Genomic DNA, 16,267 nt, shown 5'->3' on the forward strand with positions numbered 1-16,267 from the left:
CTGCGGCGACCCTGTTCGGGTTGCCGCAGTGCGCTGGTCAGTTAACCGCCGAAGATCGAAACATCTTCAGTGACAATGTGAATGCAGCCAACAGCAGAGCGCCGACAAAAGCGCTGACCCCAGCCCACCCGCCGCCCGCGTACGCGAGACCCGCGAGGGCGCCCGCCACGGACGAACCCGCGTAGTAGGCAAACAGATACAACGCCGACGCCTCGGCCCGGTGGTCGGTCGCGATCAACCCCACCCACCCGCTGGCCACCGAGTGTGCCGCGAAGAATCCTCCGGTGAAGAGGAGCATCCCCACGAGTGTCAACGCCAGGTTGTCCGGAACGGTCAGTGCCAGCCCGATACCGATGACGACAACCGAACCGAGCAGAACACTGCGCCTACCCAATCGGTCCGAGGCCCCGCCGGCAACCGCCGAGGTGAAAGTACCGGCGAGGTAGAAAAGAAACACCAGGCCGACAAGTGCTTCGGGAAGGCCGAAAGGTGCTGCCGTGAGCCGAAATCCGAGGAAATTGTAGATCGAGACGAAGCCGCCCATCAGGATGAAACCCAAGGCGAACAGCGTGCGCAGCGACGGATTCGCAAGGTGTCGTCGCAGATTCGACGCTGTCGTGCGCACCGATACCGGTTGCGGGCGAAAGAACTTGGACGCGGGCAACTTCCGGATCATGTCGAGCGCGAACAACGCTGACAGCAGGGCCGCAGTCAGCAGTGCCCAACGCCAGGTACTGAAATCGACCACGGCCGAGGGAACAAGCCGTCCGATCAACCCACCGATCGTCGTACCGGCGACGTACCTGCCCATCGCGGCACCGAGGTCCTTCCGATCGACCTCCTCCGCCAGGTAGGCCATCGCCACCGCCGGGACCCCGGCCAGAGCCAAACCTTGCGCCGCGCGCCCGATCAGCAGAACCTCGATCGTCGGACTGAGCGGCAGGAGCAAACCGATCACACAGGACGCCGACGCCGACGCGATCATCACCCGCGTGCGACCGAACCGCTCGGAGAGCGCACTGGCGGGAATGATCGCCAACGCCAGCATGCCTGTCGTCGCCGAGACGGAAAGCGCAGACACCGCCGGCGAGACGTCGAAGCCTTCCGCGAACGCGGGCAGCAATGCCTGTGCCGCGTACATCGAGATGAACGTCGACAGTCCGGCCGCGAACAACGCAACGGTCACCGTGCGATACCCGGCAGATCCCCGGCGAAGCGGCGCCACCTCGGATTCGATCACGTTCTCAACAGTCACCACGTACCTCCAGGCATCACTTACCTCCGGTAAGAATCCTCCCGCCGAGCTTCGACAAAAGAAAATGCATAAACTTGGAGTTCTATATGCGCGAAACGCATATATATTTGGTTCGTGATGCTGACCGAAGACCTCGAGTGGTTCGTCGTACTCGCCGAAACCCAACAGGTCACCGCGACTGCGAACCTGACCCATCTGTCGCAGCCGACCCTCTCGCGCAAACTCGCACGCCTCGAACGGCAGATCGGCGTGACACTCTTCGACCGTCAGGGGCGCCGACTCGAACTGAACCGATACGGCGAGATCCTCTACGAACACGCTCGGACCGCGCTCCGCGCCCTCGACGCAGCGCAGACCGAAATCCAGTCGCTGGCGAGCCCCGAGAGCGGCACAGTCCGACTCGACTTCCTCCACTCGTTCGGAACCTGGCTGGTACCGCACATGCTGCGCGGATATCGCGTCGAGCATCCAGGCGTTCGATTCGAACTGCATCAGGACAGTGCGCAGTACCTGGTCGACAGAATTGCCGCCGGTACGTCCGACCTGGCCGTCGTCTCCCCGCAGCCGCGCGATCCACAGGTGGCGTGGACGCAGATCGCTCGGCAATCACTGGCATTGGCGGTTCCAGCCGATCACCGCTTCGCACAATTGCCTTCGGTCGAGCTGGCAGAAGCGGCCGACGAACCGTTCATCGGAATGCACCCGAACTTCGGAATGCGAAGAATTCTCGATGAACTGTGCGCGGCCGCGGGATTTACCCCGAATTTCGTTTTCGAGAGCAGCGAGCTGGCAACGGTCGGTGGACTGGTCTCCGCTTCCTTCGGTGTCTCGGTCATGCCGGTTCAGGATCCACCGATCTGGGCCGAAGGAGTCGTCTACGTACCGATCGAAGGAGCGCAACGAAAAATAGGACTGATCTGGTCGAAGAGCCGCGAACTGTCCGATCCCGCCCGCACGTTCCGCGACTACGTCGAAAGAACGACTTGGTAGTGAAAGTGCCCCCGGATAACTACGGATCGGTAACATCGCCCGAGGGGAGCAACTTTCATGCCATTCTTTTCAAACCTACGGTGCCGTAGGCTGGGGCGAAGTCGCGCATTCACTCAACATGGAGGCAAGAAATGACGAGGATTCTGACGCAGCTCGAGCTGCTACAAGAGCTGCAGCCGGTTGCCGAGGAGAACGTCAACCGCCACATCTCCATGGCCAAGGAATGGCATCCACACGATTACGTGCCGTGGGACGAGGGTCGTAATTTCGCAGCCATGGGCGGCGAAGACTGGAGTCTCGAGCAGTCACAGCTCGGCGAGGTAGCCCGAGCCGCGATGATCACCAACCTGCTCACCGAGGACAACCTGCCGTCGTACCACCGTGAGATCGCCGAGAACTTTTCGCAGGACGGTGCCTGGGGCACGTGGGTCGGCCGGTGGACGGCCGAGGAGAACCGTCACGGCATCGTCATGCGTGACTACCTCGTCGTCACGCGCGCAGTCGACCCCGTCGAACTCGAGCGGTTCCGCATGGAACACATGACAAACGGTTACAGCGCACCCATCGACGAGGGCGACGCCGGCCTGCTGCACTCGGTCGCGTACGTGACCTTCCAGGAACTCGCGACACGCGTCAGCCACCGTAATACCGGTAAGGCCTGCGACGAGCCGGTTGCCGACAAGATGCTTCAGCGCATCGCGGCGGACGAGAACCTGCACATGATCTTCTACCGCAACATCTGCGCCGCCGCGCTCGATCTTGCTCCCGATCAGGCTCTCAAGGCTGTGGCGAACATCGTCCAGAACTTCCAGATGCCCGGCGCAGGAATGCCGAACTTCCGCCGCAACGGCGCTCTCATGGCCAAGCACGGCATCTACGACCTCCGCCAGCACCTCGACGAGGTCGTCTGGCCGGTCCTGCGTAAGTGGAACATCTTCGAGCGCAACGATTTCAGTGCCGAAGGCGAGAACACGCGCGAGGAGTTGGCGGCCTTCCTCGAGACCCTCGCCGCCAACGCGACGAAGTTCGAGGAGCAGCGCGATCGCATGCTCGCACGCGAAGCCGCCAAGCGCGAGCAGCAGGCCTCTTAGTTTCACCAGCTATTCTGTGCCCGGTACCGGATTCGGTGCCGGGCACTTCCAATTGTCACAAGTATTTGTTCAGAGGTAGTCATGTCATCCCTTCGTATCGGTTCACTCGAGCTGCACAGCCCCGTGGTCCTCGCACCCATGGCGGGCGTCACCAACGTCGCCTTCCGCACGCTGTGTCGTGAACTCGAACTCGAACGTGCAGGCAGCACGTCCGGGCTCTACGTCTGCGAAATGGTCACCGCACGTGCGCTCGTCGAACGCCAGCCGGCCACGATGCACATGACCACGTTCGGCCCGACCGAAACGCCCAGGTCGCTGCAGCTGTACACCGTCGACCCGGATACGACGTACGCCGCGGCCAAGATGATCGTCGACGAGAACATGGCCGATCACATCGACATGAACTTCGGCTGCCCGGTACCGAAGGTGACCCGCAAGGGCGGCGGATCAGCGCTGCCGTACAAGCGTCGGCTGTTCGGACAGATCGTCGCGGCAGCCGTGCGCGCCACCGAAGGCACCGACATTCCGGTCACCGTGAAGATGCGCGTCGGTATCGACCCTGAACATCACACACACCTCGACGCCGGCCGGATCGCCGCAGCTGAAGGCGCCGCTGCAGTCGCGCTTCACGCACGAACCGCGTCGCAGCGCTATTCCGGCACCGCCGACTGGAACGAGATCACGCGCCTCAAGGAACACGTCACCGACGTTCCGATCCTCGGCAACGGCGACATCTTCGACGCCTCGGATGCTGCCCGCATGATGAACGAGACCGGCTGCGACGGCGTCGTCGTCGGACGCGGCTGCCTCGGACGGCCATGGCTGTTCGCGGAACTCAGCGCAGCTCTCAACGGACAACAGATCGCCACGCCGCCGACGCTCGGCGAAGTCACCAAGATCATCGCCCGTCACGCCCAACTGCTCGCCGCGCATCACGGCGAAATGAAGGGTCTGCGCGAACTTCGCAAGCACGTCTCCTGGTACATGCGTGGGTTCCCGGTCGGATCGGATCTGCGGGTCTCGATGGCTTTGGTCAGCACGTTGTCCGAACTGGACGACCTGCTCGGACAGCTCGATCACGACGTCCCGTTCCCCAAGGACGCCGAAGGCCCGCGCGGACGCCAAGGCTCACCCGGTCAGGTGGCACTTCCGGAAGGTTGGCTCGACGATCCCGAGGACGACCTTGTGCCGGTGGGAGCTGACATGATGCACTCTGGCGGCTAGCGAAAACACGCCGTCGGATTATTCACATCACTTTCTGAGTGGAGCACTCAGGATTCACCAGTAATATGGCTCCAGCTTCGTCGACAAACTCGGTTGACGCCGGCATCTGAATGACGAGTTACTGACAGTCGACGACGGGACAGGTTGCATCGGTGGGTGATGATCACGATTCGGGCCCACCTCCGCCCGAGAGCCGCGCCCCCTGGGAACGTCCGCTCGCAGACAAGCGCTTCCGCAGCGCCCGACCGGACCAACCGGCAACGCCCCAGCGCCCTGCCACACCTCAGCGACCTGCCACACCCCAGCGACCAGCACCGCAACCGCCCAGTCCCCCGGAGCGTCGTAGCAGTGGACGTACCGGCCGACGGGATTCGCCTCCGACCGACGACTCCGTGTCGGTCGCCGAGTTGGTCCGTCGGGTAGGCGACAAAAAGCCGCCATCTACCCCGGCTGCGCCGCCCAAGCCGGCACCGACCAAATCCGTACCACCCAAGACTCCATCTCGAGCTGCATCGGCACCGCCCCGGGCGGCATCGGCACCGCCCCCGGCCCGGCCGATTCCCGCGCGCCCGACAGTCCCGCCTGCCGCTGCGGACTGGATAACCGAAGAACATCCTGTCACCTCCGCAGTGCCGCGGGTCGTCGGTGACACCGGCGCCACCCGCCTGGCGCAAAGCAAGATTCGCCGCCGCAATCGCGCAAAAGTGATCGGCCGATCAGCAGTAGCGTTCCTGGCCGTCATGTCGCTCGCATTGACCGGCGTCGTCTGGGGTTATCTGCGATCGGTCGAAGGCGGCTTCGATCAGATTGCAGCACTCGACACCGAATCCGACGACATCATCGACGCCGGCGGCCAGCTCGGCGACGAGACATACCTGATCATCGGCACCGACACCCGCGCCGGTGCGAGTGGTGAGATCGGCGCCGGAACCGTCGAAGACGCCGAAGGCGCCCGAGCCGACACGGTCATGCTGGTGAACATTCCCGCCGACCGAAGCCGCGTCGTCGCAGTCTCCTTCCCTCGTGACCTCGACGTCGAACGTCCGATCTGCCAGGGCTGGGACAACGACGCCGGCAAGTACACCAGCGAAACCTTCCCAGCGGCCAGTGGCGACAAGCTCAATGCGACGTACGCACTCGGCGGCCCCAAGTGCCTGGTCAAGGTCATCCAGAAGATGTCCGGCCTGAAGATCGGGCACTTCGTCGGAATGGACTTCGCCGGTTTCGAGCGCATGGTCGACACCGTCGGCGGCGTGAACGTCTGCTCCCCCGGACCGATCGAAGACGGCATTCTCGGCACAGTTCTCGCGTCGGGCGGCACGCAGATGCTCGACGGCCGTACCGCACTCAACTACGTGCGCGCCCGCCACGTCGAAGCCGAGGGCAACGGTGACTACGGACGCATCACCCGTCAGCAGAAGTTCCTCTCGGCGCTGCTCCGCTCGGCCCTGTCCAACCAGGTTCTGCTGAATCCGAGCAAGCTCAACGGATTCATCAACGCCTTCACCAGCGACACGTTCGTCGAGAACATCGACACGAAATCACTGGTCACCCTCGGCCGTTCGCTGCAGAACGTCGATGCAGGCGCGGTCACGTTCTTGACGGTCCCGACCGACGGCACCAACGACTGGGGCAACGAGATTCCTCGCACCGACGAGATCAAGTCCCTCTTCCAGGCGATCATCGACGACGATCCGCTTCCGGGTGAAGAGCGCGAGGACACCACACCGTCGTCGACCAGTTCCACGACGACCGCTCCCACGTCCAGCACGCCGCCGGCGGCCACTTCCGTCGAGGCGATGAGCGCCTACAACGTCTCGGTCGACGTCTCCAACGCGTCCGGAATCTCCGGGCAGGCCGCAACCATCGCCGACAGCCTCGCTGCTTACGGATTCCAGATCTCCACGGTCGGAAATTTCAGCGCGGCCACCGGCCTGGCGAATGCTCAGGCGTCGACCACCGTCGTCCGCTACGCCGCTGGCTACGAGGCTGAAGCGGTCACTGTCGCGTCGTCGATTCCCGGCGCGGTTCTCGTTCTCGCTCCGAGCATGGGAGACATGATCGAGGTTGTCGTCGGAAGCAATTTCTCCGGCACCGTCGTCGCGCCCGCCGACCCGGGGACCATGCTGGCGGCAAATCCGACGTCGGTCGACACCAGCACCTCGACGGCTCTGCCCGCCGACATCGCCAGCGTCAACGCCGGCGACACGACCTGCGACTGAGACTTGTTCATTCACCTTGCGTTCACCTGGTGCTTGTGACTTGGTCTTTCACGGCACGTAGGCTCTGACCTCATGCGCGTGGCTTACAACGAACAGATGACCGAGCTTGCAGACACGCTCGGCGAGATGGCAGGACTGGCAGGTGCCGCTATGGAGCGCGCCACCCAGTCCCTGCTCCAGGCAGACCTGTCCCTGGCAGAACAAGTAATCGGCGAACACGACAAGATCACCGAACTCAGCACCATTTGCGAGGAGCGTGCGTTTGCGTTGCTCGCCTTGCAGGCTCCCGTTGCCGGAGATCTGCGCTCGGTGGTCAGCGGAATCCAGATCGTCGCCGACATCGACCGCATGGGTGCACTCGCCCTGCACGTCGCCAAGATCGCGCGCCGCCGACATCCCAACCACGTGCTTCCTGAAGAGGTCAACGGCTACTTCGCCGAGATGGGACGCATCGCCGTCTCCATCGGTGCAGCCGCCAAGGTCGTACTCGAGACCCGCGACCCCGAGCGCGCTGCCCGCCTGCGCGAAGAAGACGAAGCGATGGACGACCTTCACCGCCACCTCTTCACCGTCCTCATGGATCGCGAGTGGAAGCACGGCGTAGCCGCCGCAGTCGACGTCACTCTGCTCGGCCGCTTCTACGAGCGGTTCGCCGACCACGCTGTCGAGGTCGGCCGACGCGTCATCTTCCTGGTGACCGGCAAGCTGCCCGAAGAGCCGGAAACCACCGAGAAGGTCGACAACCTCACCTCGTACCCGGATCTCTGAACCCAACCGTCCACGTGAGTAAAAGGCGGCCGCGCACCTGCGCGGCCGCCTTTCCTATTCAGTTCTCGTGCAACCAGGTCTCCAACGTGGGTCCCGCAGTTGTCGACCCAGGCCCGGGTAGCAGCGCGCCACCCTTCATCGCCTTACCCGCTCCCGGCATCGAGATCGGGATCAGCCACTTGCGTCGCCCGCGGTATCTCAAAATCTCGCGCGTCATGGCCGGGATCTCGAGGACCTCGGGCCCGGCCAGGTCTGGGACCCTTCCGGCTGGACCATTCTGAGCGCAGGTCACAAGCGCCTCGGCGACGGTCCTCGCTGCCACCGGTTGTGACCGCATCCTGGGAACCATCGCGACCGGCCCCAGTCCGAAGAGGGCGATGGTCTTCTCGCCGAACTCGAACCACTGGGTGGATCGCAGAATCGTGAAGGGAATGCCCGACGCTTCCACCGCGCGTTCCTGCGCAGCTTTTCCCTGGTAGTACCCGAACGACTTCAACTGCGGATCGTCGCAGTTCACGATCGAGAGCAACACGTGGTGCTTTACGCCGGCTCTGGTTTCGGCCGCGGCGATATTCCTCGCTGCGGTCTCGAAGAACTCGATCGCCTTCTTGGCACTGTTGGTGACGTGATCGCTCACGTCGACGACCACGTCGGCGCCGGCAAACGCTTCGTCCAACCCGGCACCCGTGGAGATGTCGACTCCCGTCGATCGAGCGGCAGCGACCACGTCATGGCCCCTTGCCTTGGCCTGCTCTACGACCAGTTTTCCCATCTGGCCGGTTCCGCCCAGAACAACAATTCGCATGATGCCTCCGTCAAACCTGTGCGCCCGGCTCTCTTCGGCCTGGTCACATAGTGGACGATGCAGCCGCCCGGAGTGTGACGGTCGGGCAGATCAGTCGCTGTACTTCTCCGAGACCCGTGCCCGCCACTGCGACCAGATCGGATCCAACGCTGCGCTCGCCTCGTGTGCGTGGTCGGCCACAGCCCGGGCCAGCATCCCCGGTCCCGCCAGCGGCGTCACGTGCCCCTCGACGTCGTCGGACGTCTTCATCCCCAACAGCATGGTTGTACCGAGCACGCGATGACCACCAAGAATTCCCGGCAGCGAACGGCCCGGCACGCTACGCAGGTCGAGTGTTTCCACGAGAAGCGCGTCACCGTCGACGGTGATTCGCTGATCCGAGCGAAGCGCACCGCCGGTTTCGCCGGTCCGGCCGAACACGATCATCTCGTCGAGCAGCGCCACCGCATCGGATTCCAGCGAAATATCCACGCGCCTGGTCACATCCGCGCCGCCGGCGACGACAAACGGTGCCGCACGCCAGAACAGCGCCGCACCCGCGCCGACGCTCGCTGATGCCGACCACGACGCCCGGCCACCGCGCGCGTTGTACGCGACGGTCCCTGAAGGCTCGATCACCTCGAGACACGTACCCGGCGCGACCACGAATTCGATACGCAGGTCGTCACCGGCAAGCAGCGTTGCGCTGTGCCCTACCAAGGCAATTCGCACGGTGAGCCCGCGAGCGTCGACGAATCGCGGGGCCAGGAAGTCGCCCGAGATCAGCTCTCGCGCAACAGCGGTGTCCCCCACTCGCTCGACGACAACCCGCGTAGCTCCAGTGCTCATCAGTGAGCGTGAGAGTGACTGTGCCCGTGGTCGTGGTCTTCTTCATCGGCATGAAAGTGCGGAGCCATCGGTCCCGGATCCTGCGGGGTGTGACTACCCGCGCGATGAGCTGCGATGACCTGGCGAAGCCACGCGCTGAGCTGGTCGATCGTGGCGTGATCCTTCTGGCTGAGTGCGAGAACGGGAAGTCCGTCACGTGCGGCCGTGGCATCGGCAACCATCTGGACCGCGTCGACGTCGACGTACGGGGCGAGGTCGATCTTGTTGACCACCAACAGATCTGCCCGCTCGATTCCGGGACCGCCCTTGCGCGCGACGTCTCCGCCGCCGGCGACGTCGATGCAGAAGATCTGGGCGTCGACCAAGGCCGGACTGAACGTAGCAGTCAGGTTGTCACCACCGCTTTCCACGATCACCATGTCGAGGGGATGGAACTGACGCTCGAGGTCTTCGACCGCAATGAGATTCGGTGTGACGTCGTCACGAATTGCCGTGTGCGGGCACGCGCCCGTCTCGACTGCGACGATGCGCTCGATCGGCAGAACATTGGCCGCGCGCAACAGTCGCGCGTCCTCGTCGGTGTAGATGTCGTTGGTGACAACCGCAATCTCGTACTCCGACGCGAGCTCGCGGCAGATGGTGGCGATGAGGGTACTTTTGCCGGTGCCAACCGGTCCGGCGACGCCGAGCCTCAAACCTCTTGCAGCAGTGGCGGTGTTGTTCAGGTTGTCAAGCACGGAAAATCCTCCTGGATCGAGCGTGGTGTTCGAGTGACCATTGTTCGACCAACGGTCCTGTTGTTGCGGGTATATCTGTGACGCCGTCGACTGCTACGGCAGCCGCGGCGACGGTTTCGATGGTCGAGGCGGCGCGGAGCAGCCATTCGACCGGTTCTGCCGGATCCACCGGCAGTAGCTTCAATGCTGCCGACGCCACCGTTTGTGCGTCGTCGTACAGACAGGATCTAGCTGCCTGCAGGTCGTCCATCCCGGAGATCGCCGTGAAGACTCCCAGTGCGAGCGGACGCATCGGATGCCCGGGCAGGGCCATGAGGATCTGCACCGCGGGGTGGTGCGGCCACAATCGCGACGCCAGCCTTGCCAGCCCGCGTCCGAGTTGAATCGACGCCTCACGCAGCGGTGCGCTGGGAGTCCGAGCGAGCAGTTCCCTCGAGATGTCCTCGAGTTCGCCTGCACTACCCGCGCTTGCGGCCCAGCGCCGCGTGACCACCGTTGCAGCGGCCTCGACCAGCCCTACTGTTTCGAGTCGACCGCGAATGAAGTCAGGGACCTGACTCTGCAGGAGTCCGCCCACCAGTGCCGGTTCCAACCCCGACGAGTGCGCGTGGCCGCCCGTAGGCAGACGCCCGTCTGCCAAGAGCATCGACGCTATCTCGGCAGACGCCATCTCGATTGACATGGTTTCAGAACAGCATGTAGCGCTGAGCCATCGGCACTACGTCAACGGGGTTGGGCGCGATCAGGTCGCCGTTGACCTTGATGGCAAACGTCTCCGGATCGACGTCGATGGACGGCAGTGCCGTGTTGTTCGGCATATCCGCCTTGGTGAGGTGCCTCGTCGGACGAACGCCGGTGAGGGTGCGGGTGAGACCGAGACGATCGGCCAAACCGTCCTCGATGGCCATCGGCGAGACGAACGTCGTGGACAGGTGCGGCGCCGATCCCGCAGTTGCCGCGATGGCCGGGCGAACGAACACCGGCTGCGGGGTCGGGATCGCAGCGTTCGGATCACCGAGCGGCGCAGCAACTATCGCCCCACCCTTGATCACGGCAGAAGGACGGACACCGAAGAAAGCGGGGTCCCACAGCACCAGGTCTGCCATCTTCCCGGCCTCGACCGATCCGATTTCGTGATCGATACCGTGTGCGACGGCAGGGCAGATCGTGTACTTGGCGACGTAGCGCCGCGCACGCTCGTTGTCGGCCGGCATGCTGGTGCCCAGCTTTCCGTACTGGGCCTTCATGACGTGGGCCACCTGCCACGTCCGCAGTGTCACCTCGCCGATACGGCCCATAGCCTGGGCATCGGACGAGGTGATGGAGATGGCTCCGATGTCGTGCAGAAAGTCTTCCGCCGCAATCGTTGTCGGGCGGATTCGAGACTCGGCAAAGGCGAGGTCCTCCGGAACCCGGGGATTGAGCGCATGGCACACGATGAGCATGTCGAGGTGCTCGGCAACCGTGTTGACGGTATGCGGCAACGTCGGATTGGTCGATGCCGGAAGAACGTTCGGCTCACCCGCGGTCACGATGATGTCCGGCGCGTGCCCGCCGCCGGCACCTTCCGCATGGAATACGTGGATTCCGCGTCCGGCGATAGCGTCCAAAGTGTGCTGTACGTAACCGGTTTCGTTGAGACTGTCGGCGTGCAGCGCTACCTGGAGGCCGAACTCGTCGGCTGCTCGCAGAGCGGCGTCGATCGCGGCCGGAGTGGAACCCCAGTCCTCGTGAACCTTGAATCCGCCTGCGCCCGCGAGAGCTTCCTGGCGCATGGCCTCATGGCTGACGGTGCTGCCCTTGCCGAGAAGAAGAACGTTGAGCGGGATGTGGTCGAGGGCCCGATGCATCATCGTCAGCGACCAGGCGCCGGGCGTGACGGTGGTTGCCTTGCTTCCTTCGGTGGGCCCCGTTCCGCCGCCCGCCACCGTCGTCGTACCAGTGGCGAGTGCTTCCATCATCTCGACTTCACTGAGGAAGTGCACGTGAGTGTCGATCGCACCCGCGGTGAGGATCTTTCCCTCTCCGGCGATCACGTCGGTGCTCGGCCCGATGAGCAGCTTGGGGTGCACGCCGTTCATGATGTCTGGGTTACCGGACTTGCCGATCGCAACGATGCGTCCGTCGCGAATTCCGACGTCTGCCCGGACAATTCCCCAGTGATCGAGGATCACCGTGTTGGTGATGACGACGTCGAGAGCACCCTGATCACGAGTGGTCAGACCCTGGCCCATCGACTCGCGGATGCTCTTACCGCCGCCGAAGACCATCTCGTCGCCGGTCGCGGTGTAGTCGTGCTCGATCTCGATCCACAGATCTGTGTCGGCCAAACGGATCTGGTCGCCTGCGGTCGGGCCGTACAGGGAGGCGTAACCGCGTCGATCGATCCTGCTCATTCGGCTGTCCTCTCAACTGTCGTCGCGGCGTCGTCCGGTGAATCCGCCTCGACTGGAACATCACTCACGCGAACGTTCACCGAGGACGCTCGCAACGGCTCTTCGACCTCCACGCCGGGTGTGCCGAACGGCATGACGGTCTTGGGCTCACGCGCATGCGTCGGCAGGTCTTCGTCCGGCACGATCTGCAGGCCCGGAACCCTTTTGAGTCCGCCGAGCGCGATCAGTGTCACCGTCCTGCTGACCCCCGGTTCGAACCGAACCGACGTTCCCGAGGGGATGTCGAGCCGGAAACCGTCCGCCGCTTCGCGATCGAAGGTCAGCGCCGGGTTGGCGGCCGGCAGATGGAGATGCGAACCGATCTGAATGGGACGATCGCCGTCGTTGACGACGACCATCGTGATCTTTTCCGCGTCCGTGCCGAACTCGAGCGGTTCGGTGGACACACGTACCTCACCGGGGATCATCGAATGGGCTCCGTCACGGTGACCAGCTTGCGACCGTCCGGGAAAGTGGCCTCCACCTGGACGTTTGCAATCATCTCGGGTACCCCTTCCATCACGTCGTCGCGGGTGAGCACTTGCCGACCGGCGTTCATCAGTTCCGCAACCGTCATTCCGTCACGCGCGCGCTCGAGAATCCAACACGAGATCAGGGCCATCGCTTCGGGGTAGTTCAGCAGTACCCCGCGCTCGCGGCGGTCGCGGGCGACCATGCCCGCAACGCTCAGGAGCAGCTTTTCGGTATCTGAAGGGGTGAGATGCACTGACAAGCCCTTCCGGTTGTGAAACGACATCGATCGACAGCGTGCTGTCGGGCCGAGATTAGCATTGCCCGAAGCGTCGTCAGTATCCACGAGATTCACATCGTCGGCTACTTCAGCACCCACTCGGCACACTTGCGCTGCTCATCGAATTATTCGGGCGCCCAACGACGCTCAGCTGTGCGCACCGGAGTGGGAACTATCACCACAACCAAAAAGTTTCACCCCCGTCTCCTGTTGGAAACGGGGGTGAAACATGGTCGTGCAGTGTGCAATCCCCGGACCTATCCGAAGCGGCCGGAGATGTAGTCCTCGGTGGCCTTCTGCGTCGGGTTCGAGAAGATCTTCTCGGTGTCGTCGATCTCGACGAGCTGACCGGGCTTACCGGTTGCCTCGAGGTTGAAGAAAGCCGTCTGGTCACTCACACGCGCAGCCTGCTGCATGTTGTGCGTGACGATGACGATGGTGAAGTCCTTCTTCAGTTCGGTGATCAGGTCCTCGATCGCCAAAGTCGAGATCGGGTCGAGCGCGGAGCACGGCTCGTCCATGAGCAGGACGTCGGGCGAGACGGCAATGGCACGCGCGATGCACAGACGCTGCTGCTGACCGCCTGAGAGGCCACCACCGGGCTTGTCGAGGCGATCCTTGACCTCGTTCCACAGGTTGGCGCCGCGCAGGGATCGCTCGGCCACCTCGTCGAGCTTCTTCTTGCTGCGCTCGCCCTGCAACTTCAAGCCCGCGACGACGTTGTCCCGGATGGACATGGTCGGGAACGGGTTGGGCCGCTGGAAGACCATGCCGATGGTCTTGCGAACACCGACGGGATCGACGTTCGAGCCGTAGATGTCTTCTCCGTCGAGCAAGACCGAACCCTCGACGCGCGCACCGGGAATCACTTCGTGCATGCGGTTGAGCGAACGAAGAACGGTGGACTTGCCGCAACCGGACGGACCGATGAAGGCGGTGACACTCCGGGGCGGGACGGACAGGCCCACATCGGCGACGGCGTGGAACTTGCCGTAGTAGATGTTGACGTCCTTGAGATCCAGACGCTTGGCCATTACCGGCTCCCTACTGAGTTGTTGACGCTGTTGAGTACGAACATGTTCCGAGGCCGCATCACTTGCTTCTGACCTGTGAGAAGTGACCGATCAGCTTCGCGACGATGTTGAGGATCGCGATCAGCAGGATCAGAGTCAGTGCTGCGCCCCAGATGCGGTTGGTGCCGGCGTCGGTGGGGTTGTTCATCTCGGCGACCATGACGGAAGGCAGAGTACCCATTTCGCCGTTGAACAGATCGAAGTTGATGAACGGCGCGTAGCCGACGAGGATCAGCAGCGGTGCGGTCTCACCGAGCACGCGGGCCAGGGCCAACATGACGCCGGTGATGATGCCGGGAAGTGCCGTCGGCAGGACGATTTTCGAGATGGTCTTCCACTTCGGCACACCGAGCGCGTACGACGCCTCTCGCAGATCCATCGGGACGATGCGCAGCATTTCCTCGGTGGAGCGGATGACGACCGGGACCATCAGAAGGACCAGAGCCAGTGACACGGCGAACGCGGACTTGGGGAAGCCGAAGGTCGCGATCCACAGGGCGTAGATGAACAGCGCGGCCACGATCGACGGAACACCGCTGAGGATGTCGACCATGAACGTGGTGAGCTTGCCGAGCTTCGACTTCCGATCGGCGTACTCCACCAGGTAGATCGCGACGAAGATACCGAGCGGGATGGAGAAGACCGCGCACACGATGCCTTGCAGCAGGGTGCCGATCAATGCGTGATAGATACCGCCACCGTCGGCCGACGCCGTCAATCCGCTCAGCGAGTTGGTGAACCACGTCGGCGATGTCAGAGCGGGCAAGCCCTTGGCGATGACCGTGAAGAGCACCCAGACCAACGGGATGAGCGCGATGACAACTGCCAGGCTGACCAGGATGGTCGCGATGACGTCCTTGGCGCGACGACGGGCGCCGACGCCTTGGAAAGTGGGGGCCTTGACCGGCCGGTCCAGAGTGGAGGTCATGGGTCAGTCCTTCTTTCCGGCGATCACTGCGCGGGCAGCCGCGTTGACGACGAAGGTCAGTACGAACAGCACCAGTCCGGCCGCGATGTACGCGCCTGCCTGGATGTCGTTGTTGAACTCCGCGTAGCCGAGGGCGATCTTGGAGGCGATGGTCGAGCCGCCGTCGAACAGCGACCAGCCGAAGGCCTGAGAGGTGGTGCGCAGGATCAGGTACAGCGCCATCGTTTCTCCGAGTGCGCGTCCGAGACCGAGCATCGATCCGCTGATGTAGCCGGACTTACCGAACGGGATGACCGTGGTGCGCACAACTTCCCAGCGCGTGGCGCCGAGGGCGAGTGCAGCTTCGATCTGTGATCGCGGGGTCTGGATGAACACCTCGCGGGTCACTGCGGTGATGACCGGAAGGATCATCACGGCCAGGACGATGCCTGCGGTGAAGATGGTGCCGCCGCCGGTGATCGATCCGCTGCCGTCGGCGAAGAGCGGGAACCAGCCGAAAGTCTTGTTGAGCCACACTGCGACCGGGGTGATCGCCGGTGCGAACACGAGAAGTCCCCACAGGCCGTAGACGATGGACGGCACTGCCGCGAGGAGATCGATCGTGTACGACAGCGGCCGGGTGAGCCACTTGGGTGAGTACGAGGTCAGGAAGATCGCGATACCCAGTGCGATCGGCATCGCGAGCACCAGCGCGAAGAGCGAGACGAGGACCGTGACCTGGAAGAGGTCGAGGACACCGAATGCCATCTCGTTGATGTTCTGCGTCACCCACTGGGAGCTGGTCAGGAAGTTGACCTGGTTCCGGCTCAGCGCGGGGATCGCCCGCCAGATCAGGAACGCACCGATCGCCGCGATGACGACGGTGATGAAGATGGCCGAACCGGAAGCGAGCGAGCTGAAAATGCGGTCGCCCGGACGGGTCACGGTCTTTGCTGTGCCGGCACCCGGGCCGTCACCCTTGGGTGACTGCTCGGTGGCCTGGGCCTTGGTGGAAGTAATCGTGTCCTCCGTGGTGCCGTTCGGACCGCCCACCCCGGCCCCGCTGGTTGCGGGGCCGGGAGAACGAGATGTCGAGGTGATGGGCGCGTCACTCATGTGCGCTCACGTTCCTTCACGTCTGAATGTAGATCCATGGGCTTGTCCGCACGAGTCCGCAGGTC

Annotated in this window: 16 protein-coding genes; 5 read left to right on the forward strand and 11 right to left on the reverse strand. The window is 63.6% G+C overall.

All coding sequences use genetic code 11. The annotated features are described in order from the left end of the window. Window positions 1–37: 37 nt before the first annotated feature. Entirely contained in the window at window positions 38–1,255 is a 1,218-nt protein-coding gene (locus tag ACFT1A_RS08250) for an MFS transporter (protein WP_378446579.1), read from the reverse strand. A 117-nt stretch (window positions 1,256–1,372) separates the two neighbouring features. Here ACFT1A_RS08250 and ACFT1A_RS08255 point away from each other — a divergent pair, with 117 nt between their 5' ends. The 5 genes from ACFT1A_RS08255 (at window position 1,373) to phoU (ending at window position 7,550) form a co-directional block, all read left to right on the forward strand. Then, a complete protein-coding gene (locus ACFT1A_RS08255; protein ID WP_378446955.1) occupies window positions 1,373–2,245 on the forward strand; it encodes a LysR family transcriptional regulator in 873 nt (290 codons plus the stop codon). A 131-nt stretch (window positions 2,246–2,376) separates the two neighbouring features. Continuing rightward, the gene (locus tag ACFT1A_RS08260) at window positions 2,377–3,336 is read left to right on the forward strand and encodes an acyl-ACP desaturase (protein ID WP_378446580.1); all 960 of its coding nucleotides are present in this window, start codon (window positions 2,377–2,379) and stop codon (window positions 3,334–3,336) included. Window positions 3,337–3,417: 81 nt separating this feature from the next. Beyond that, a complete protein-coding gene (gene dusB / locus ACFT1A_RS08265) occupies window positions 3,418–4,560 on the forward strand; it encodes a tRNA dihydrouridine synthase DusB (RefSeq protein ID WP_003939756.1) in 1,143 nt (380 codons plus the stop codon). 152 nt (window positions 4,561–4,712) lie between these two features. After that, a complete protein-coding gene (locus ACFT1A_RS08270; protein WP_378446581.1) occupies window positions 4,713–6,782 on the forward strand; it encodes an LCP family protein in 2,070 nt (689 codons plus the stop codon). 72 nt (window positions 6,783–6,854) lie between these two features. Then, on the forward strand, window positions 6,855–7,550 hold the full coding sequence (gene phoU / locus ACFT1A_RS08275; RefSeq protein WP_003940130.1) for a phosphate signaling complex protein PhoU: 696 nt from the start codon (window positions 6,855–6,857) through the stop codon (window positions 7,548–7,550). Between the two features lie 58 nt (window positions 7,551–7,608). On the opposite strand, the gene ACFT1A_RS08280 is transcribed toward phoU, so the two are convergent. From ACFT1A_RS08280 to pstC, 10 genes are all read right to left on the reverse strand, one after another. Next, window positions 7,609–8,355, reverse strand: coding sequence for an SDR family oxidoreductase (locus ACFT1A_RS08280; RefSeq protein WP_378446582.1), 747 nt, complete (start codon window positions 8,353–8,355; stop codon window positions 7,609–7,611). A 90-nt stretch (window positions 8,356–8,445) separates the two neighbouring features. Beyond that, on the reverse strand, window positions 8,446–9,183 hold the full coding sequence (locus ACFT1A_RS08285; RefSeq protein WP_378446583.1) for an urease accessory protein UreD: 738 nt from the start codon (window positions 9,181–9,183) through the stop codon (window positions 8,446–8,448). Beyond that, window positions 9,183–9,920 (reverse strand): urease accessory protein UreG, encoded by a 738-nt coding sequence (ureG, locus tag ACFT1A_RS08290; RefSeq protein WP_378446584.1) that lies wholly within the window; start codon window positions 9,918–9,920, stop codon window positions 9,183–9,185. The genes ACFT1A_RS08285 and ureG overlap by 1 nt, the downstream gene beginning before the upstream one ends. Next, window positions 9,913–10,602 carry an urease accessory protein UreF gene (locus tag ACFT1A_RS08295; protein WP_378446585.1) on the reverse strand — a complete coding sequence of 230 codons (690 nt, stop codon included), beginning with the start codon at window positions 10,600–10,602 and terminating at the stop codon, window positions 9,913–9,915. The genes ureG and ACFT1A_RS08295 overlap by 8 nt, the downstream gene beginning before the upstream one ends. Before the next feature lie 4 nt (window positions 10,603–10,606). Continuing rightward, window positions 10,607–12,316, reverse strand: a complete 1,710-nt coding sequence (locus tag ACFT1A_RS08300) for an urease subunit alpha (RefSeq protein WP_378446586.1) — start codon at window positions 12,314–12,316, stop codon at window positions 10,607–10,609. After that, window positions 12,313–12,783: an urease subunit beta gene (ureB, locus tag ACFT1A_RS08305; protein WP_007733849.1), complete on the reverse strand. Its 471-nt coding sequence runs from the start codon at window positions 12,781–12,783 to the stop codon at window positions 12,313–12,315. The genes ACFT1A_RS08300 and ureB overlap by 4 nt, the downstream gene beginning before the upstream one ends. Next, a complete protein-coding gene (ureA, locus tag ACFT1A_RS08310) occupies window positions 12,780–13,082 on the reverse strand; it encodes an urease subunit gamma (RefSeq protein WP_003939800.1) in 303 nt (100 codons plus the stop codon). Before ureA ends, ureB begins: the two co-directional genes overlap by 4 nt. A 281-nt stretch (window positions 13,083–13,363) precedes the next feature. Next, window positions 13,364–14,140 (reverse strand): phosphate ABC transporter ATP-binding protein PstB, encoded by a 777-nt coding sequence (gene pstB, locus ACFT1A_RS08315; protein WP_230814665.1) that lies wholly within the window; start codon window positions 14,138–14,140, stop codon window positions 13,364–13,366. Window positions 14,141–14,198: 58 nt separating this feature from the next. Continuing rightward, entirely contained in the window at window positions 14,199–15,107 is a 909-nt protein-coding gene (gene pstA, locus ACFT1A_RS08320) for a phosphate ABC transporter permease PstA (RefSeq protein ID WP_003940100.1), read from the reverse strand. 3 nt (window positions 15,108–15,110) lie between these two features. Continuing rightward, window positions 15,111–16,202 carry a phosphate ABC transporter permease subunit PstC gene (gene pstC, locus ACFT1A_RS08325; protein WP_378446587.1) on the reverse strand — a complete coding sequence of 364 codons (1,092 nt, stop codon included), beginning with the start codon at window positions 16,200–16,202 and terminating at the stop codon, window positions 15,111–15,113. Between the last annotated feature and the right edge of the window lie 65 nt (window positions 16,203–16,267).

The sequence above is a fragment of the Rhodococcus sp. NPDC057135 genome, from assembly GCF_042670865.1.
Lineage (GTDB): Bacteria > Actinomycetota > Actinomycetes > Mycobacteriales > Mycobacteriaceae > Rhodococcus_F.